We start from the raw sequence: 19223 nt of genomic DNA, 5'->3' as shown, positions 1-19223 counted from the left end.
AAAGACAAAACTTGTAATTTTCTGTTAAAAGAAATACAATGGTCTTATGGAGGTGTTTCATTTGAATGATATCGTAACAAATTTAACTGCGAAGAAGATGGATAAAACAAAATGGCAGCTAAGGGATAACGTTAGGGGAGGAAAACAGGAATGAAACGAATTTTTTTAGTTGAGGATGATAACGCAATCGCCAAAAATCTAACACTCTTGCTTCGTTCGGAAGGATTTACAGTCACTCATGCCCCTACGCGAAATGAGGCCCTTGCTATTATTAGCGATAATAAATTTGACTTGGCTTTAATTGATATTTCACTGCCAGACGGTAATGGCTTTACGGTTTGCACAGAGGTTAAAGAAATACAGAATATTCCCGTTATATTTCTTACTGCATCCGGAGATGAGGCAAGTGTTGTTACTGGTCTTAACATGGGGGCTGACGATTATATCACCAAACCATTTCGTCCACGTGAACTAATTGCAAGGATTGCAACTGCTTTGCGGAAAAACGAGCGGTTGGGAACAGATTTTGAGATACAAGAGCTACATGTGGATACGGCAAGCGGCGTTGTGAAAAAAAAGGGGAATGAGGTTTTTCTTTCCGCCTTAGAATACCGTTTGCTGCTGGTGTTCATCAGCAATCCTAAAAGTATTATTACAAGAAGCCGACTCCTAGATGAATTGTGGGATGCAGCTGGTGAGTTTGTCCATGACAATACATTGACCGTTTATATAAAACGTCTACGAGAGAAGATAGAAAAAGATCCAGCAAACCCTCAAATAATTCTCACGGTTCGCGGTATGGGTTATCGATTGGGGGATGAGTATGCTACGAAATAGAGAATTTCGTCAGTTTATCATATTTTTCTTCTTTATCGCTACCGTTTACGTATTTCTTGGCTTTAGGTTCAGTACTGCTGCAGGAATTTTAGCAATTGCTTCTTCCATTACTTTCGGTACATTGTTTGGGCTTTACACAAGAGCACGTTATAAAAGCATTGCAAGAATCTCGGAACAGATTGATCTTCTTCTTCACAACGCTGACCAGCTTTCAATTAACAAAACTGAAGAAGGCGAGTTATCCATTCTTCAAAGTGAGATATCTAAAATGATGCTGCGTATTCGGGAACAAAACGACGCACTGAAAAAGGAAAAAGAAAATCTTGCCAACTCACTTGCCGACATTGCCCATCAGCTTAGAACCCCACTCACGTCTGCAAACCTCATTCTTTCACTGTTAGCCAATAATCCTGATGAAAACCAACAAAAAGCGTTTGTACGGGAAACAGAAGAATTGCTTATCCGCATGGATTGGCTGATTACATCTCTCCTGAAATTATCTCGCCTGGACGCTGGGATTGTCGTTTTTCAAAGGGAACCGATCAATATAAATAACCTGTTAAAAAACGCCCTTCGCCCATTCCTGATTTCAATGGAACTTCATAACATAGAGTTCCAAATACATGCGCCTAAGGAAATGATGATCTGGGGAGATTTAAGTTGGCTTTCTGAAGCCATTCAAAACCTGTTTAAAAATTCCATTGAAAGTATAGGCGATAACGGAACGATTGAAATTATTTGTGCGGACACCCCATTACATGCCCAGATTGAAATTCATGACAGCGGAAAAGGCTTTAACAAAGAAGATCTACCACACCTCTTTAACCGATATTATCGTGGGAAAAATCAAAAGGAAACGGGTTACGGAATTGGGTTGGCTCTCTGTAAGATGATTGTCTCCCACCAGGGTGGCTCTATCACAGCCAAAAATCATTCAAATGGCGGGGCGGTCTTTTCTATCCGTTTTCCAAAGTGACGAATCTCTCACTCAAAAGTCACGGGGATGTAAGCTGCGGGTTTTAAGATAGTGGTAAAAGATGAAAGGAGACTCAACTCATGGAGTTTCTAAAGATTGAAAATCTAAGTAAAGTCTACGGAAAGGGTGAAAACCAGGTTACCGCCCTTGACAACGTTTCACTCACAATTGAAAAAGGGGGGTTTACCGCAATCATTGGCTCATCTGGTTCAGGAAAATCTACATTGCTACATATGATTGGGGGCGTGGATGTACCTTCAAGCGGAAAAGTATATCTGGAAGGGCAGGATGTGTACGCTCAAAGCAATGAAAAACTGGCCATTTTCCGAAGGCGGCAGGTCGGACTGATTTACCAGTTCCACAATCTCATTCCGACTTTAAATGTGGTGGAAAACATCACGTTGCCCATCCTGATGGATAAACGAGAGATCAATGATGAACGGCTGAATGACCTGCTACACATGCTCGGTCTTGAAGAACGTAAGAATCATCTGCCCAATCAGCTTTCGGGTGGTCAGCAACAGCGTGTTTCTATAGGTCGAGCGTTAATGAACGCCCCTGCTGTCATGCTCGCTGATGAGCCTACGGGAAGCTTAGACAGTCGTAATGGACACGAGATAATTAAGCTTTTGAAAGAAAGCAATAAGAAATATGGGCAAACCCTTCTACTCGTCACCCATGATGAGAATATCGCTTTACAGGCAGACCGCATCATTGGAATTTCTGACGGCAAAGTCACACGGGATGAGAGGTTGGTACGGTTATGAATATATTTAACAAGGTCACTCTGCAAAGTATGAAAAAAAGCCGGACACGAACTATCGTGACAATCATAGGGGTGGTTCTATCCACCGCTATGATTACAGCAATTGCTACCTTTGGCACTTCCCTGCTAAATTACTTGATCAAGAGCTCTATCGCGAAATACGGTGGTTGGCACATCGAACTTTTAGATGTTACGTCCTCTTTTGTAGAAGCGCAGAAAAATAACAATTACGTTTCAGATACAGCAGAGTTCACAAACATAGGCTATGCAACGCTTGACGGCAGTAAAAGTCCCGACAAGCCATATCTCTTTATTGCAGGATTCAACAACAAAACTTTCGATGTTTTGCCTGTAAGACTGATCTCCGGCCAGTTTCCAGAAAACAGCAACGAGATTCTCATACCATCTCATGTAGCTGCAAAGGCCGGAGTAAGATTCAAGGTGGGCGACACCATGTTACTTGATATTGGAAACCGAATGGATGGAAATAAACGATTAGGCCAGCACGATGCCTTTCGGTCCGGTGAGAAGCCGGGTGAGGCAAAAGAAGCGCTTGTGACAAACACAGAAAAAATGTACACCGTGGTGGGAATCTATGAAAGACCAGGTTTCGAGGAGCATTCCGCACCGGGCTACACCCTGATCACCAAAGATGATGCCAAGAATTCGGCAAGTAGCTACAGCCTGTTTGTCACTCTTAAAAACCCCCGTCAGATTAAGGCATACACAAACAACATAAATGGAACACAGAATTTTGTTTTCAATGATTATATTCTGCGTTTCATGGGCGTTTCGGACAATAAGCTTTTTAACGCTCTCCTTTACACGGTTGGCGCAATATTGGTTGCTATCATTATGGTAGGCTCGATTTTTTTAATTTATAATTCCTTCTATATCTCGTTGAATGAACGCACGCAACAGTTCGGTATTCTCTCATCGGTGGGTGCAACGGCAAAGCAGTTGCGAAATTCAGTTTTATTTGAAGGCCTTTGCATTGGTATCGTTGGTATCCCCATTGGAATTCTTGCAGGCATAGGTAGTATTGGACTTGTGATTCCTATTGTAGCAGAGAAATTTAAAAGCATCCTTTACAGTACCGTACCATTAAGCTTGTCTGTCTCCTTGTCAGCAATAGCAGCAGCAGCTGTGGTCAGTTTGATCACCATACTGATTTCCGCCTATATCCCTGCCAGGAAAGCCGCAAATACTCCCATTGTGGAGAGCATTCGTCAAACCAACGAGATTAAAACGGAAGCAAAAGCAGTGAAAACCTCTCTGCTCGCTCAGCGTATGTACGGATTAGAAGGCACACTAGCACTTAAAAATTTCAAAAGAAACAAGAGACGCTATCGCAGCATTGTACTCTCACTTGTTTTAAGCATGGTTCTGTTCGTATCAGGAAGTGCTTTTCGAACCACCTTAAAACGGCTCTCAGACCGGCTAATCATGGACATTGATTATGATATCCTTTTAACGGCTGAAAATATGGATGACAGTGAAATGTTTCAGCTTTATGACAAGCTAAAAAGCACAGACGGTGTTTACGATAGCTCCTATCAGACTGTTTATTCCTATACTTCCACAGTCAAAGAGAGTGAATTATCTGACTCGTATCGGAAATACAGAGGAGTTACCACTCCCGATGAAACGATTTCATTTCCAACGGACATTCAATTTATTGAAGACGGTGAATATTTGCATTTTATTAAGAAACTGGGGCTGCCTCCAGAAGAATATTCCGGGCAGAATGGAAAATTAATTGCAGTTGCCAAACAGCGAGTGGAGCAGAACGATGGGCCAAAGGAACCACTTGATCTATTTGCAAGTCATTCCATGACCTTACATGTCTCTCCTGAAAGAGACAACAAAACAAGTTCGGAGCATGATCAAACTATAAATGTCACCTTCACCGATACGTACCCTGTGGACCCTCCTCCAAAGCAGCAATCTCAAAAGAGTTCATATGTATTTATGGTGGTGGCTCCCTATTCTCTCAAAGAAAGATTTGAAGCCCCGGATATACATTCCATTACAGGCCTCTCTTTTCTATCAAAAGATCACACTCAAACAGTAGCAGAAATGGAGTCCATTATCCAGAATGCTGGAATTACATCTCCTTATACTTTATATAACGTGTACGAAATTGTTGAACAGTACCGCAGTTTAACATTTGTTATTGATGTGTTTACCTATGTTTTTGTCATTATGATTTCCCTGATTGCAGTTGCTAATGTGTTCAATACCATTTCCACAAATATCAGGCTTCGCCGAAGGGAACTTGCTATGCTGCGCTCCGTGGGGATGTCGGACCGTGATTTTAATAAAATGATGAATTTTGAATGTGTTTTCTATGGCATGAGAGCCCTGATATTCGGACTTCCTATAGCAGGAATCATATCGTGGCTGATTTACCTAGGTTTGGTCTCTGTAGAAAAGATCGATAATTTCGTTTTTGTATTTCCATGGGGTAGTATGGCAATTAGTGTAATCAGCGTATTATTTATCGTTTTTGTCACAATGCTATATGCCATTCGCCGAATCCAGAGGGAAAATATTATTGATGCACTTCGAGATGATATGACTTAATTCATAAGAACTACTATGAAAGAATTAGTAAAAAGGACTGGTAACATACGGTATTTATACCGATTTTACCAGTCCTTTATTATCTGATTCTGTTTCAGCCAATATCAAACCCACACCATAAAGACAAATTTCGTATGCATTAGCTTAATGTTTCTATGATACTCTCATAAAGTAATCCGTTGTAAACCTCTTCTAAAGTGAATACACTCTCCTTGATATTCATCTTTAAATACTCATAAGCATCTCCGTATTTGACATCGTCAATGCAGTATGTCTGTAAGCCATCTCTATAATCTATCGTCGTAGCATCAATATCATTATGGGATAGAACAACAAATACAGTTTCTATTCCATGCTTATACAAGTGTGATAACTGTAACTCTAAATTAGAGACGTCGATAGAAGGATTTACACACATAATAGCTACATCAATATTTGCGGCAGAAAAATAAGCATCAGCAAGTTTTCCAAAATTGTATGTATTTAAGCTGTTAACCTGACCGATTGCTCCCCCAATATTAAGTACCCACGCATCCATATCCGTATTAATTTCATTAAGATACATAAATTTATTAATAGAATAAACAATATTGGGAAACTTAAGTTCGCTTGGAAAATCAAATATATTTGCATCGTAAAGCAACCCGATAGGATTGTTTGAAATGGAACCTATTTCTAATCCATCCTCCTTTAAACTTTTTAACAAGGAGGACTGAACTTCTGTTTTATTTAATCCACTGCACAAGCTTGTAATTGCAATAACAGGCTTTTCTAAAACAGAGATCTCAGAAGATTCAAAGTCACTATATTGATACAGATATTTGTTATCGTCTATATTTAAAAAATTACCGATACATATTATTTGATAGCTGCTATATGTTTCTTTTATACTTTTTGGCACTTCCAAATCAAAGTAGGCAGTATTTAAAATAATAATAACATCAAAATCTTTTGTAGGATTATCATCTTGAATGCTGTAAAAATCAAACCTTTCATGGTCGTAATAAGCTACTATGTTCTCGTTTATAAGAATTTTATCAATATGATTAAGGGCATTCGCAGGAAAAAGAACAACTGCCACTCGATGGTTTGTTAAGATTTCAGCTATTCCACTCTTTTTTAATTTCATCTGATAGCCAATATCGTCTGATAGAAAAGGATTAATATTATATTTTTGAAGCAGTATTTTAAATTTATCATTCAAAGACATATGGCTGAGCTCATTACAAAAAAAGCCGCATACTCTGGCACACGCTAAACTGGAAGAACTAAAATCAAATTCAGTATCATTTTCTTTAATAATAAAATCTCTCATTGCAATGGAGATGGTGGTATGATCAATTGTTTTAATATCTTCCGTTTGCTGCTGATCTACTTTTACACATATTACATTTTTAAAATCAGCAGGAAATGAAATCGTATTGGCATGAGATGCCGCCGATAATATAACAATATTATTTTGTACTGCTTTCTCACATATATCATTTAATTCCTGTGAATATACGGTCAGGCCTAGACTGATGTTGATAATATCAACTTTTTCCTCAATCGCTTTCGTCATTGCATTTATAATATGAGATATGTTTAATCTTCCAGATTCGTCCATTATATTTAGATCAATAATATCAATATCTTCATATTTCGTATTTGACACAATTTCCTTGTAACAATCTGTACCATGGCAATCTTTGGGTTCCTGGTACACTTCTACCAGTTCTTCATTCAATAAAGAAAAATGCCTCACTTTATGCCTGTTATTGATATTCTTGTTAGAAACCCCGGTATCAATCAACGCAACCTTCATTTTTATACTCCTTATCAAATCTTAGTTTTCTCTTACCTCTGTCTCGTATTTAAATCAGAGAGATATTTTCCACATAATTAACTAAGTCTCTGTCATGATTAACATGCTCTAGATAGTATCCCAACTCGCCTTCCACACCTTTTCTGGCCTTTTCACAAAAATCGCTATTGTTATCCAAAATATCTTTAAAACAAATTTTACAGAATTTAGCTGCCCAGCAATGTTTGCATTTTTCTAAGCTTTTTAAAGTCTGATTTACCAAACGATCTATTTTATTGCTGTCAATGCCATTGTAAACATCTCCAATTTCAAAAACTTCCTTGCTCTCATCAACTTTTTCACAAACTACAATTTTACCGTCTGTTGTCACAAAATTTTTTCTTACGCCAGGAACGCAAAAACCTCCGGGAAGAATGGCATTGCCATAAGCTGGCCCCTTTAATGAATTGTGATACTTTTTCATCCCCTTAAGCATAGTTCTATAAGCGAAATCGTAGGATTTCACATCAATCATTTCATTAATATCACTATCATCGCTCTTATCTCTCACACTCATAAAATACTCTGTTGGGAAAAGATCTATCATATTAACATTAGATTTCCATAGATTATCAATAGACTGGAATAGATCATTGTTTGCGCCTTTAAACATAACAACATTATATGTAACGCTTTCCCTGAAAAACTTTGGATCTTTCCGGTAAAGAGCCTGGACATTTTTACTTACCCTTTCATAGCTATCATTTCCATTGCAGTCAACTCTGTATTTGTTTTGATCTTTTCTGGGGCCATCAAAGCTTATGTTTAACTTAATGTCATTTTCGATAATAAAATCTGCCACCTTATCATCTAATAAAACTGCATTGGTTGTAATGTTATAAGAAGGTTTTCTAAAAGGATACTTATTGCTTATATAATCGATACACTCCTTTATAAGATCCAGCTTAAGCAAAGGTTCTCCCCCATAAAAACTAAGATTGCAGACTTCACTATCATGAGAATTCATCATAAGGAGGTCAATTGCTTTAAATGCGATCTCTTTAGGCATATCTTTTAATTTATGATCATCATCCATATATTTAGGCATATATCCACAGTACTTGCACCTTAAATTGCATTGCTCCGTAAGTGCCAATGTCATATTTTTTATTTTACTGAGACACATATTTTTCAATTCTTCTTTGCTATAGGGATAAATTAATTCAAACTCAGAATATTTTTTTACATCCCTAAAATCGTTATTTATTAAAAAATCTTCATAATTATTATCATCTAGGATATCAGCCTCTGAGTTAATAACAGCAAAGTTATTGTTTAGTGCGTCATAAATATAAGTGTTTCCACTTGACTTAATAATTTTAGCTAAATACATCTTTATAATATCCTTTCTCAAGCGAGTTATTGACCATTTATACAGCCTACTACTGAAATTACGTGTTATAGTGACAGGTTCAATGCAATAAAGAATCTATGTAACTTATATCAGGTCTTAATTCCTATGATGTATGATTACAGAAATTGTCCCATGTAGCCGCCGCCAACTGCTGACCAAGGCTTGCCCTGACATCCACAATGGCATCCAAGAGTTCTTACGGTTGAATTGTTTGCTTTGTTAACCTTTTTTAAACTAACTTTTTTATTTTTCATAATATCCACAACCTTTCTTATTTTTTAGTAGTAGGCCATATAAATAATCAATAACTCTTGCTATTATTATCTTTAATCAAGCTTCATGGAATAACTGTCTGCTTGAATTTTGTACATATTGTAAAATTCTTTTTTCAAATCGATTAATTGTTCAAAGCTTCCCTCTTCTACAAGTTCACCTTTGTCTAGTAAAATTATTTTATCCGCTAATTTAGTAATATACATTCGGTGAGATATGATTATGGTAGCTTTTAGATTACTGATTGTTTTAAACGTATCAAACATTTTTACTTCTGCTTTCGGGTCAAGTGCTGCGGTTGGCTCGTCCAGAACTAATACAGACGCATCTGAGAATACAGCTCTGGATATTGCAATTTTCTGCCATTGACCACCCGAAGGCTCTATGGCATCGTTATAAAACATTTTACTTAAATAAGTATCATATTTATTTTTATAATTCTCGATGAATTTATTTGCGCCTGTTATTTCTGCAGCCTTATGTATGTCTGTATCGCTTTGTATTTTATCAATGTTCCCAAACCCAATGCAGTTGCTTACACTATCCGAGAATTTAACATAGTCTTGAAACAGAACTCCAAAAAATAATCTTAGTTCATTTATGTCATATTCTCTTAAATCAATATCATCTAATAGGATTCTGCCTTGTGTCGGATTATAAATTTTGAGTAAAAGCTTGGCAAAGGTTGATTTACCGCTTCCATTCTCACCTACTAAACATACCGTTTCCTTTGTATTAAACGTAACATTGATATCTTTTAATACGTAATTGTCAGAGCCTGTGTATTTAAAACTGACATTTTCAAAGCGAATGATATGTACGGGTATTTCCTTGATTTTTAAATGATTGCTTTCTATCGTATCTTTTTCCTGCATGAATTCAAAAATATAATTAATAAACATCATGCTCTTACTATTAGATGCAATTTGATTGGATAACCCGATCAGCTTAGTTACAATCGTAATTATGGCTGTAATAAATAAGTAAAACTCTGACACAGTTACATAACCCGCAATTGCAATCTTTACAAGCCATATGCCAACCAGGATTGCTCCTATCATGGAGATAAAGCAAGTTACTATTGATACTATGATTTCTTTTGCAGCAATCTTGCTGTTACCTTTCATAAAATCATCAAAGGATTCTTTTCTTTTACTTCTAAAATAATCATATAACCGAAAGGACCTAACTTCTTTCGCATACATGGGGTCGGTAATCAAGGAAAGATAATACCATATGCGCCTTGTCTGCATAGTCCTCTCACTGAAAAACCGAAACATCATACCTTGAAATTTTCTTTTATAAAATATAATAGGCAAGGTAAACACCATTATAAAAAGAAATGCAAGTAAGTTTAATCGAATGATGATTACGGCGTACCCCACAAGACTGATAAGACTGGCGACCATGCCAAACAGGCCTTCCATTAAATTAAGTGGTTCTGAACCGCATTTTGTCAATGTATTGGAATGTAAATCCAGAAAGGCGGGATCATCGATTCTTTCCTGCTTAATACTCTGAAACTTATCTGCAACCAGATTTTCAATATTATGTGATAGCTTTAAGCCTGCAATGGCACATATAATAGTTTTTACACTCTCCGTAGCAAATGATATTACGATAAATGCAAGCATTGAAAGTAGAATAATCAATAATCTTACGAGCACAATTGAGGATTCGTTCCCCACATTTTGCCCTACTTCCTCTATTAACTTAGCAGTTAAATAGATTGTCACAACTGGGCTGATACCAGTAATAAACATAGAGCCAATGGAAAGGAAAAATACACCTGAACCTGCTTTAAATATCTCTTTAAAAATAAAACCCAATTTTATAATATAGTCTTTTATCGATTTCATTATTTCACCTGCAATAAAAATTTTTGATATAAATTGTAATATCAGCAGACGGATAAATCGTACCCTCTGCCAATCCCAAGGCCTTATTTACGCTTGAACTCTTTGATGCCTTCCGGAGCCTTTGGCTGATAAGACCAGTACATGCAATAGGTATTATTTGCCTTTTTAATTGCGTGTTCTGCCATATGGGACACTAGCTTAAGTATTAAGTTTTTTTGCATCTTTCTCACCTCACTTTAGATAATTTTTCAAACAATGAGCGCATCATTAATAGAAATACAACAAACATTCCCCATGAAATTGCAAATGCCACGTTCGGCTGATGTGTTACTATTGAGAAAATAAAACTGAGCAGTGCAAGTGCAATCAGCACTGTACTCCTTTTTCGGTATTTTTTACGATCATTATCACTGATTGGGCCATAGCCAAAATCTACAGGTGTTAGGATTAGTATCATAGGAATTGTAATTACAAGTAAAATACAAGAAACAATTAATCTGTTGTCAAACAAATATGTGTCAAAGATAAGCATTAAGATATATAAGATTAAGGTTGTGAAATAGCACTTGGTGTATGTTTTGCAATGATAGCCTCCAACATAATTACGTATTGGGCAATATGTTAGAATATAAGCGAAACTGATCCTTATATTATCGGTTAAGATGCTTATCACAGCAATGGATAGAAAGATAAGTAAATTATTCAGCACCAGCTCGATTCCATAAGTATAATATTTCATTTTATCAATTGGAATTAATCGGTCCGTAACTAACCTTAAACTGATTTCTTCCGAAATAGAGTTGAACACATTTGCACCTCCTCTAAATTTAGATAAACTATAATACAGTTATGCATATAATTCAATGCTTTAGCACTCAGTGGTAGCTATGAGATACCGAATGGTAAAAACAGGAAGGTTTTTTTATCCTTCCTGTTTTTACAGTTTTGGTTGTATTCAATTATTTGCGAATATATTTATTAGACCGATATTTCATTTTTCATTTTAGAATGATCCAGACATATTTCAATAGGAAGCATGACAATAGCACTAAAAACGTTATTTTTAGTATATATCTTAAAGGAACCACCATTTTTCTCTGCTGAAGATCTTATTGATGTTAACCCATAACCATGATGTGATTTGTCCTCCTTATGAGTGTCAATTCTGTCATTCACCCTTTTAATTTCATGAGAAAAAGGATTTTTTATAACGAATGACAAATAGTTTTTATAGCAGAATATTTTAACTGAAATATAACGCTCTTTTTTTTCCATTAATTCAAGTGCTTCAATGGCATTATCCAATATGTTTGCAAGAATGGCAGTTAAATCAATTGGATTAACGGACAGGTTTGGTACATGATCGATATCTATCCGAATATCTATATGATGCAGTTTGCAAACTGCAATTTTATAATTCAGTATAGAATCTATGATGTCATTTCCACAATTTACTATGGCTTTAGTTCCTTCTAATGCCTCGGTAATCGCATGAATATAGGTAACAGATTCATTAATATTATTTTGCTTTAACAAGCTGGATATATTAATTAGGTTATTATTAATATCATGTCTTATTTTTGATAAATCAGAAGTAGCTGATTCGTGATATGAAAGTTGTTGCTCCAACATATGGTTGCGGGCACTCAATTTATAATTTTCTTTCTCTTTTTCATAATAGTAGCAAATCTCTCCAAAGAAAAATATGATCAAAGCGCTTATTATGATCAGGCCCAGCGAAATTCCCAAAATATATAATGAATATTTATTTGAGTCTTTTTGTAGAATAGGGCTAATATGCATGATAAATTGCAGGGTGACAATTAAAAGAAACACTATAATATCCATAATAATCACATATTTCTGAGGAATTTTAAACTGTATTCTCTTAAAAATATTGATACATAGCAAAATAAAAATCACATTTAGAAGCTTTGCAAAAATGGAAAATGAAATAGATTTATTCAAGACCTCCAATATATTTTGTATATTTAACTTATTTACATACGATGAAATATTGCCAGCTATGATGTCACTGATTAGGAATATAAAATTTGCAACAAGAATAAAAAATGCTTTCATTAATAGTTTCCCTCTATAAATTATGTGAGTGGAAGTTAATGAAATTATAAAATAAAGAAAAAATTTTAAGGTAATATGAAAGCCTGGCATATGTTGTATCACTGTGGTATTCAATATAATTACTATTATAAATGCACCGAACTTTATAGCACCTGAAAAACGATTAAGCATAGAACAGTCTATTAGCCAGAAAATTAAAATACACTCGATTAGAGAGAATACAAAATTCAACATGCCATTCATTCCATATGGTCTCCAACTATCATCTCTGAGAATTTATCAAAAATATTTTGTCTCTTTCGCCGACTTAATGGTAATCGAATACCATTGTCCAAACGAACTTCCGTTTCATCAATTGAAAAAATGTATTTTAAATTTACGAGACAGGTTCTATGAATATCCACGAAGTAAAGAGGAGTGAATTTACAAACAATTTCATAAAACTGGTAGCGGTAAAGATTAAAGGTCTCACGTTTCGTAAATAGGTACACCTGACGGTTGATACATTCAAAATACATAATGTCATCCAGTGGTACCTTAATATCCATAACGCCTTTATTCGCCACTGTTTTTATGACCTTAAATATTTGCATGCGAGGATTGTCCTCACTTATTCGCTTCGTAACTCTTTTAATTACTTCGGGTAAACGTTCTTTCATGGACATTTTAGGCAAAAACCCAATGACATCGTATTGAAATGTATTCAATGCTTCCCGCTGATAGGCTGTAACAAAAACTAATTTGAACCTCTTATCAAGTATTCGTAATTCTTTCGCAACCTCTTTTCCATCTTTATAGGGCATATCAATATCTAAAAATATCACATCATAATAAGGCTGATATTTTGAAAAAGCAGCAATTAAATCATCTCCTTTTTCAAATGAATAACTTTGGATCTCAACTTTTAAACATCTGAATATAGTCTCTACTTCAGGTATAAGCTTTGCTAGAAAGGCTTTATCATCATCGCAAAAGGCTAAATTAAGCAGCATTTCCCCCCCTCCTTACTTTGTTTATACTATTTTATTTTTTTTGTAAAGATTTGCTGCGTACTTAATTAACTGCTCATTATCGTAAAGATATTTGCATTTACGAAGCTTTCCTCCGATCCTTAATAAAAATCCGGAGGCAGATGCAGTGGTAGATTTCATATGTTTACCAATCCTTTCTGTTTTTCATTTTACGCTATCGCGTATATAAGATATTTGAAGAGTGTAACTGTAAATATTTTACCATAGAATCTATTCAATTTGTATGAGCCAATAAATAATAAATTTCAATTTTTATTGAGAAACACTACTTCTTAATATTTCAATAAATAGAATAAGGAATCAAGATTTATTCAACCTGATTCCTTTGTTTTATCTGTTTATAATTGTATTTATTTATCATTCACTCCACTCTGTACTCTGCCTACAATTCCCCCTTCTAACATCACCTTAATGCCTCTTGGGTGATTGGGGGAATTGGTTAATATTCTCTGTACTACACCTTCTGTTAATTTTCCGGTTCTCTGGTCCTGCTTTTGTACGACCATCACCCGGTCACCGATTTTAATCTCTTTTCTTACGGTTCCGTCCATTCTATCGTTCCTTTCATTCTGTCATTTATATCTATTTTTTCATACACGTCTGTAATATTCAAACAACATCATTTAATACGAAATACTTATCTTTTCAAACTGATATTGCCCCGCGTTTACTGTCATACCACACATGGTAAGCTCTAAATCAAAACGCCGCTTTCCACAGCTGCCTGGATTTAAGAACAGCACACCATCAATCATTTCCTGAGAATACTTATGAGAATGTCCATAAATCACCACATCTATATTTGACAGGTCCTCCGGGACATCCTTTTTGTTATGAACGATAAAAAAACATACGCCTTCTATCGTGACTGTAATGCTTTCAGGCAGATTTTCTGCCCAATTCTTATCGTTATTACCACGAACTACATAGATTTCCCCAAGCCGCTCCATCTCATGATAGATGAGGGAATTATCTATATCACCGGCATGAATGATACAATCAGCGACTGACAAATGAGCCCTGACTTCCTCTCGCAGCAAACCATGAGTATCCGATAAGATTGCAATGTGTTTCATAGAAACCTCTTTCTAATTTACCGTTTTCTTCTTTCTTAACAACAATCCCAGTTATAAAGAATTTTATCAAACTTTCTATTCTTTAAATCTTCACTGTTGATAAAGAAATTACCTACACCGCAATCTCCCCATAACACCAGGTCGCCATTTTCCTTGTCATAATCAGAATCCAATTGAAACAGCACAGTATCGTAATAGCTGTATTTCTCATTATACTGTCTGGGGTCGGTCTGTGTGAAGAATGGATAGCCTAACAGCCAGTGACCTGTATTGGAAAGTTCCTCAATCATTTGCTCATATACTTCATCATCCATTAAATTATAAAGGTTTTCTTCTTCCTGGAGGTCAATCCCTATTTCTTTCGCAATCTCACGGAATAAAGGTTCAAACCGGTAATCACATTCCCCTAAGTATACTTCTTTTTTTGTAAACTCCAAGGCATACTCCTTGGTGACCGGTGTATATTCCTCTAAAATCTCTTCCAGATTCGTTGGAACTCCAAGGCTCATAACAGCTTCTTTTGTTATGGTATCATTTATTGTTTCATGATATATTACTCGAAACGTATCCGGTTTGTCCTGCTCATCAAAATCCATACCAAAAACATCATCAAGTCCAGTAAAGAACTGCAGCATACCTTTACCAGGCAGCCGTTGCCCAAAGTCATATTGTTCCAGATTTATCTGAGCTAATAACATGAGCTTCTTTCCCTGGGAATCTACGGGATATTCTTTTTCTATATCCCAATACGGAATTCCGCCTAACTTACTGTCCCGCAAATCTGGCACCCTATCATTGCAGATTTTAATAGAAAATGCTTCCTTTTTAGTCCTTACTTTCAATTCTTCTATGATTGGCTTAATATCATTATAGTTCATCATTATGCACCTCTTCCTTTGTACTTGTATGTTAGCGAATAAAACTTCCCCTGTTTCTATTCTCTTATGGATTATTCTATCATAATTTACCGGAACATTCCATAATTGCTAAAAAGCAAAAGGAAATCACCATATGAAAAAACAGAGAGCTTTGTTTTAAAAGACTCTCTGCTTTAACTTTATTAATCTCATCTGAAATTTATTATCGGGGTTTCATATATTGAGAAACTACCAAATCAGCTTCATGGCCTTGCGCAATTCGATACCCTGCCTAATAACACATTCAGTCCATGGGGTAACTGATCTACAATACAATCCATACTTTCTTTTACCGCTTTAGGGCTTCCGGGAAGATTTACAATTAATGTCTTCCCCCGAATTACACTGACTCCACGGCTGAGCATGGCTCTCTTTGTGATTGCCATGCTGTATAGTCTTATGGCCTCCGAAATTCCGGGAGCATTTCTGGTGGCTACCGCAAGAGTTGCCTCTGGTGTACAGTCTCTTGGTGAGAATCCGGTTCCGCCGGTTGTTACGATTAGATTCACGTCTCTTTGATCGGAAAGTCTGATCAGTTCTTCCTCAATCTGGCTTTGCTCATCGGGAAGCAGCAAGGATTCCACCATACGGTAGCCTTTTTCTTCTAATAGCTCTTTTAGCAGCAATCCGCTCCTGTCTTCCCGTTGTCCAGCAAAACCAGAATCACTGAGGGTTATAACGGCAGCTGTTAATCTGTCATCCCGGTCCTTAAGCTGAATCAGCTCATCTCCCACAGAAATGATCCCTCCCTTTATAACTTCTGCAAACGTTCCCTCTGTGGGCATGATACATTTACCCATTTTATAATAGATCTGACAATGGGAATGGCATTGTTTGCCATGCTGTGTCAGCTGCAAGATTACATCCTTGCACTGAAATCTGGTACCTATTGGAATGGAACTGAAATCAAAGCCTTCCACAATCAAATTTTCTCCAAAAGCACCGGGGAGCACATCCGCGCCCTCTCTCTGAAATGCCTCAATCTTTTCATTAGACAGAAGACTTACCTGGCGATGCCAGTCCCCTCCATGGGCGTCTCCTACTATCCCATAGTTCATGGCAAATTCAGCTGTTTTCACATTTACCTTTTGGGTTCCCCGATTTTCACTGATACAAACTGCCTTTACTATTCCCATAGCTCTCCTCAATCAAAGTCATTTATCTATTTCTATCTGATAAGAAATCCCCACTTTTCCCGCCTGATTTCTGCTCCAGATAGATATCCTTAATTACCATCTCTTTGTCCATTGCCTTACACATATCGTAAATGGTCAAAAGAGCAATGCTCACACCGGAAAGTGCTTCCATTTCAACACCGGTTTTTCCAGTTGTTTTTATGGTACAGACGGCTTCAATCTCATTGCTCCAGGAATCCATATTAAAATCCACTGACGCTTTGGTGATAGGAAGGATGTGACACAGGGGAATCAGGTCCGGGGTCTTTTTGGCTCCCATGATTCCAGCTACTCTGGCGATTCCCAGCACATCACCTTTTTCTATGTTTTTATTCTTAATTGCTTCATAGATGGCTTTGCTGACCTTGATTCTTCCTTTTGCTACTGCTTCCCTGACGGTTTCTTTTTTATGTGTCACATCTACCATGACAGCGTTTCCATTGGAATCAAAATGTGTAAAACCAGTCTCTTTCTCCATATTCTCTGACTTCCTTTCTTATCCACTGCTTCCTTTGCGCATCTGGATGCTTACTTCATTGATGAATAAAAATTATTTCACCCGCCATATCATATTGATACCCGCCGATCTCATCCATACGATGGTGAAGCTCTTTTGATTTCAATACTTGAAGAAAGGATTGCATTTCAGGAAGGTCTAAATATTCGACCGGCACTGCAAAATCATACTCTTCTTCCCCGATCGGAAGAAACTCCAGTCCCATGGCATTTGCAGCCGCATATATTCCCAGGGCAGCATCCGCGCTGTTGCTGGCCACCAGGGCCGCTGCTGCCATATGGGTGGCTGCTTCTCTTTCATAACCAGAGATGAGAGAAGCATCCATGCCTGAAAGCTTCAACCTGTAATCAAAAAGCACACGGGTCCCGGCCCCTCTTTGTCGGTTTACATAACGGCAACCAGCCAAATCTTCTATTCCTTTTATCATACAGGGATTGCCCTTTTGGAGCATCAGGCCCTGAATCCGTTTGACTCCTTTTACAAGTGCCATTGGTTCTTTGAATAACCGGAGCAAATAAGGGATGTTATATACTCCGGATTCCTCATCCAACAGATGAACCGGAACCATATGTGCCTCTCCCCGCCTTAAGGCCATAAGACCTGCCATGCTCCCTACATGAGTGCTGGACATATAAATTCCCGGATTGTGAATGGACATCAAATCTCCGATGAGATCAAGAATAAGATCATGGCTCCCAATGGAAACCAGGGTATGTCTGATCTCTGATAAGCTTCTGTACAGCTCCACATTTACAGCTTCTCCTGCTTCTATGCCCTCACAGTTCTGATCAATCACGCAAAAGCCATCTGCACGTACTAAACTCATTGCCGCACCTGCACCTCTGGAAAGGGGGGATGCCACCAATCTTCCATCCACCTCACCGACCTTTACTCTCACGTATTCCTTGTGCTTTAAGGAAGAGACGAGGCGCTTTGAGAGTACGGCTTTTACTTTGTTACTTTCATAGCCGTGTTCTCCCGTAAACATGGCTAAAATTGGCTTTACGAAGGTTTCAAATCCAATGTAGGCGGATACCGGATAGCCGGGAAGTCCGATGACTGGCTTATTCTTTATTACAGCAAGTATAACAGGTTTTCCTGGCTTTATAGCAACTCCGTGTACCAAAACTTCCCCCAGCTCCCTTAAAACATGTACCGTATAGTCTTCTGTTCCGGCGCTGGAGCCAGCGTTTACAATGACCATATCGCAGTAATCCAGAGCGCCGGATACCGCATTTTTAATCTTATCGTAATCATCTTCAATGGGAGAAAAACGCTCTGCTATTCCACCGTAAGAGGCTACCATTGCCTCAAACATTCTGGAATTGGATTCTATGATATCTCCTTCTTTTGGCGCTTCTCCAGGTTCTATGATTTCCGTACCAGTAGGGAAAATGGCAACCTTTGGTTGTTTTACCACCTTAACGTTTGTAATTCCTCCGGAAAAAAGAACCCCGATGTCAATGGGGCGGATTTTATGCATACTGGCTAAAAGCATCTCTCCAGCAACAATATCCTCTCCCACTGGTCTGATATGCTGCCATGGTACCGCTGCTTCCAAGATTTTTATGGAGCTGTCATCCATCTCTATCACGTCTTCTGCCATAATCACAGCATCATATGGATATCTCACAGGATCACCGGTATCCACGATAATAAAATCCTCCTGTTTTTTCAGTTCCAAGGGTTCCCGGTCTGATGCTCCCTTTGTCCTTTCGGCGATTACAGCAATTCCATCCATGGCGGCTGCGTTAAACAGAGGAGAAGAACATAATGCAAAAACAGCTTCTTTCGTTATTCGACCTAAGCTTGCTTCCGTTGGAATTTCTTCGTAATCCATCTTGATCCGGTTTTTCAAGGCATTCTCATAAATGATGCGAGCTTCTTCTACCGGAGTATTGTTTAAGTATAAATTCCTTTTACCCATAATC

At 37.3% G+C, this 19223-nt stretch carries 18 protein-coding genes; 4 read left to right on the top strand and 14 right to left on the bottom strand.

Annotated elements, in window-relative coordinates; translation table 11 throughout:
• Positions 1-150 precede the first annotated feature (150 nt).
• The 4 genes from OW255_RS07245 (at position 151) to OW255_RS07230 (ending at position 5165) form a co-directional block, all read left to right on the top strand.
• Entirely contained in the window at positions 151-837 is a 687-nt protein-coding gene (locus tag OW255_RS07245; RefSeq protein WP_268116163.1) for a response regulator transcription factor, read from the top strand.
• Positions 824-1813, top strand: a complete 990-nt coding sequence (locus OW255_RS07240; protein WP_024836593.1) for a sensor histidine kinase — start codon at positions 824-826, stop codon at positions 1811-1813. Before OW255_RS07245 ends, OW255_RS07240 begins: the two co-directional genes overlap by 14 nt.
• 80 nt (positions 1814-1893) lie before the next feature.
• Positions 1894-2580: an ABC transporter ATP-binding protein gene (locus OW255_RS07235; protein WP_024836594.1), complete on the top strand. Its 687-nt coding sequence runs from the start codon at positions 1894-1896 to the stop codon at positions 2578-2580.
• Entirely contained in the window at positions 2577-5165 is a 2589-nt protein-coding gene (locus OW255_RS07230) for an ABC transporter permease (RefSeq protein ID WP_024836595.1), read from the top strand. The genes OW255_RS07235 and OW255_RS07230 overlap by 4 nt, the downstream gene beginning before the upstream one ends.
• A 139-nt stretch (positions 5166-5304) precedes the next feature.
• On the opposite strand, the gene OW255_RS07225 is transcribed toward OW255_RS07230, so the two are convergent.
• From OW255_RS07225 to OW255_RS07170, 14 genes are all read right to left on the bottom strand, one after another.
• Positions 5305-6969, bottom strand: a complete 1665-nt coding sequence (locus OW255_RS07225) for a S8 family serine peptidase (protein WP_024836596.1) — start codon at positions 6967-6969, stop codon at positions 5305-5307.
• 49 nt (positions 6970-7018) lie between these two features.
• Positions 7019-8341 (bottom strand): lachnocin radical SAM maturase, encoded by a 1323-nt coding sequence (locus tag OW255_RS07220; protein WP_024836597.1) that lies wholly within the window; start codon positions 8339-8341, stop codon positions 7019-7021.
• A gap of 137 nt (positions 8342-8478) precedes the next feature.
• The gene (locus tag OW255_RS21070) at positions 8479-8616 is read right to left on the bottom strand and encodes a lachnocin family radical SAM-modified peptide (RefSeq protein ID WP_197029657.1); all 138 of its coding nucleotides are present in this window, start codon (positions 8614-8616) and stop codon (positions 8479-8481) included.
• A gap of 72 nt (positions 8617-8688) precedes the next feature.
• Positions 8689-10494 carry an ABC transporter ATP-binding protein gene (locus OW255_RS07215; protein ID WP_024836598.1) on the bottom strand — a complete coding sequence of 602 codons (1806 nt, stop codon included), beginning with the start codon at positions 10492-10494 and terminating at the stop codon, positions 8689-8691.
• Between the two features lie 83 nt (positions 10495-10577).
• The gene (locus OW255_RS07210; protein ID WP_081752307.1) at positions 10578-10715 is read right to left on the bottom strand and encodes a cyclic lactone autoinducer peptide; all 138 of its coding nucleotides are present in this window, start codon (positions 10713-10715) and stop codon (positions 10578-10580) included.
• Between the two features lie 5 nt (positions 10716-10720).
• Positions 10721-11233: an accessory gene regulator ArgB-like protein gene (locus OW255_RS21065; RefSeq protein ID WP_416861721.1), complete on the bottom strand. Its 513-nt coding sequence runs from the start codon at positions 11231-11233 to the stop codon at positions 10721-10723.
• 239 nt (positions 11234-11472) lie between these two features.
• A complete protein-coding gene (locus OW255_RS07205; RefSeq protein WP_268116160.1) occupies positions 11473-12819 on the bottom strand; it encodes a sensor histidine kinase in 1347 nt (448 codons plus the stop codon).
• Positions 12816-13568 (bottom strand): LytR/AlgR family response regulator transcription factor, encoded by a 753-nt coding sequence (locus OW255_RS07200; protein ID WP_024836601.1) that lies wholly within the window; start codon positions 13566-13568, stop codon positions 12816-12818. Before OW255_RS07200 ends, OW255_RS07205 begins: the two co-directional genes overlap by 4 nt.
• Before the next feature lie 389 nt (positions 13569-13957).
• On the bottom strand, positions 13958-14158 hold the full coding sequence (locus tag OW255_RS07195; RefSeq protein ID WP_024836602.1) for a YwbE family protein: 201 nt from the start codon (positions 14156-14158) through the stop codon (positions 13958-13960).
• A 72-nt stretch (positions 14159-14230) separates the two neighbouring features.
• Positions 14231-14683: a metallophosphoesterase family protein gene (locus tag OW255_RS07190; RefSeq protein WP_268116159.1), complete on the bottom strand. Its 453-nt coding sequence runs from the start codon at positions 14681-14683 to the stop codon at positions 14231-14233.
• Positions 14684-14718: 35 nt separating this feature from the next.
• The gene (locus tag OW255_RS07185; protein WP_268116158.1) at positions 14719-15564 is read right to left on the bottom strand and encodes a YwqG family protein; all 846 of its coding nucleotides are present in this window, start codon (positions 15562-15564) and stop codon (positions 14719-14721) included.
• Positions 15565-15803: 239 nt separating this feature from the next.
• Entirely contained in the window at positions 15804-16736 is a 933-nt protein-coding gene (locus OW255_RS07180; protein WP_268116157.1) for an MOSC domain-containing protein, read from the bottom strand.
• A gap of 22 nt (positions 16737-16758) precedes the next feature.
• Positions 16759-17253, bottom strand: coding sequence for a cyclic pyranopterin monophosphate synthase MoaC (moaC, locus tag OW255_RS07175; RefSeq protein ID WP_268116156.1), 495 nt, complete (start codon positions 17251-17253; stop codon positions 16759-16761).
• A 55-nt stretch (positions 17254-17308) separates the two neighbouring features.
• Positions 17309-19219, bottom strand: coding sequence for a molybdopterin biosynthesis protein (locus tag OW255_RS07170; RefSeq protein ID WP_268116155.1), 1911 nt, complete (start codon positions 19217-19219; stop codon positions 17309-17311).
• Positions 19220-19223: the final 4 nt, after the last annotated feature.

It is taken from the genome of Lacrimispora xylanolytica (genome assembly GCF_026723765.1).
Lineage (GTDB): Bacteria > Bacillota > Clostridia > Lachnospirales > Lachnospiraceae > Lacrimispora > Lacrimispora xylanolytica.
This window is presented reverse-complemented; position numbering and strand designations above follow the sequence as displayed.

What these genes read in the sequence shown, in the direction of transcription:
- OW255_RS07170 (WP_268116155.1), bottom strand. Translation starts at nt 19,219, where the DNA reads ATGGGTAAAAGGAATTTATACTTAAACAATACTCCGGTAGAAGAAGCT.
- OW255_RS21065 (WP_416861721.1), bottom strand. Translation starts at nt 11,233, where the DNA reads ATGAAATATTATACTTATGGAATCGAGCTGGTGCTGAATAATTTACTT.
- OW255_RS07240 (WP_024836593.1), top strand. Translation starts at nt 824, where the DNA reads ATGCTACGAAATAGAGAATTTCGTCAGTTTATCATATTTTTCTTCTTT.
- OW255_RS07225 (WP_024836596.1), bottom strand. Translation starts at nt 6,969, where the DNA reads ATGAAGGTTGCGTTGATTGATACCGGGGTTTCTAACAAGAATATCAAT.
- OW255_RS21070 (WP_197029657.1), bottom strand. Translation starts at nt 8,616, where the DNA reads ATGAAAAATAAAAAAGTTAGTTTAAAAAAGGTTAACAAAGCAAACAAT.
- OW255_RS07205 (WP_268116160.1), bottom strand. Translation starts at nt 12,819, where the DNA reads ATGAATGGCATGTTGAATTTTGTATTCTCTCTAATCGAGTGTATTTTA.
- moaC (WP_268116156.1), bottom strand. Translation starts at nt 17,253, where the DNA reads ATGGAGAAAGAGACTGGTTTTACACATTTTGATTCCAATGGAAACGCT.
- OW255_RS07195 (WP_024836602.1), bottom strand. Translation starts at nt 14,158, where the DNA reads ATGGACGGAACCGTAAGAAAAGAGATTAAAATCGGTGACCGGGTGATG.
- OW255_RS07180 (WP_268116157.1), bottom strand. Translation starts at nt 16,736, where the DNA reads ATGGGAATAGTAAAGGCAGTTTGTATCAGTGAAAATCGGGGAACCCAA.
- OW255_RS07235 (WP_024836594.1), top strand. Translation starts at nt 1,894, where the DNA reads ATGGAGTTTCTAAAGATTGAAAATCTAAGTAAAGTCTACGGAAAGGGT.
- OW255_RS07200 (WP_024836601.1), bottom strand. Translation starts at nt 13,568, where the DNA reads ATGCTGCTTAATTTAGCCTTTTGCGATGATGATAAAGCCTTTCTAGCA.
- OW255_RS07245 (WP_268116163.1), top strand. Translation starts at nt 151, where the DNA reads ATGAAACGAATTTTTTTAGTTGAGGATGATAACGCAATCGCCAAAAAT.
- OW255_RS07215 (WP_024836598.1), bottom strand. Translation starts at nt 10,494, where the DNA reads ATGAAATCGATAAAAGACTATATTATAAAATTGGGTTTTATTTTTAAA.
- OW255_RS07190 (WP_268116159.1), bottom strand. Translation starts at nt 14,683, where the DNA reads ATGAAACACATTGCAATCTTATCGGATACTCATGGTTTGCTGCGAGAG.
- OW255_RS07220 (WP_024836597.1), bottom strand. Translation starts at nt 8,341, where the DNA reads ATGTATTTAGCTAAAATTATTAAGTCAAGTGGAAACACTTATATTTAT.
- OW255_RS07210 (WP_081752307.1), bottom strand. Translation starts at nt 10,715, where the DNA reads ATGCAAAAAAACTTAATACTTAAGCTAGTGTCCCATATGGCAGAACAC.
- OW255_RS07230 (WP_024836595.1), top strand. Translation starts at nt 2,577, where the DNA reads ATGAATATATTTAACAAGGTCACTCTGCAAAGTATGAAAAAAAGCCGG.
- OW255_RS07185 (WP_268116158.1), bottom strand. Translation starts at nt 15,564, where the DNA reads ATGATGAACTATAATGATATTAAGCCAATCATAGAAGAATTGAAAGTA.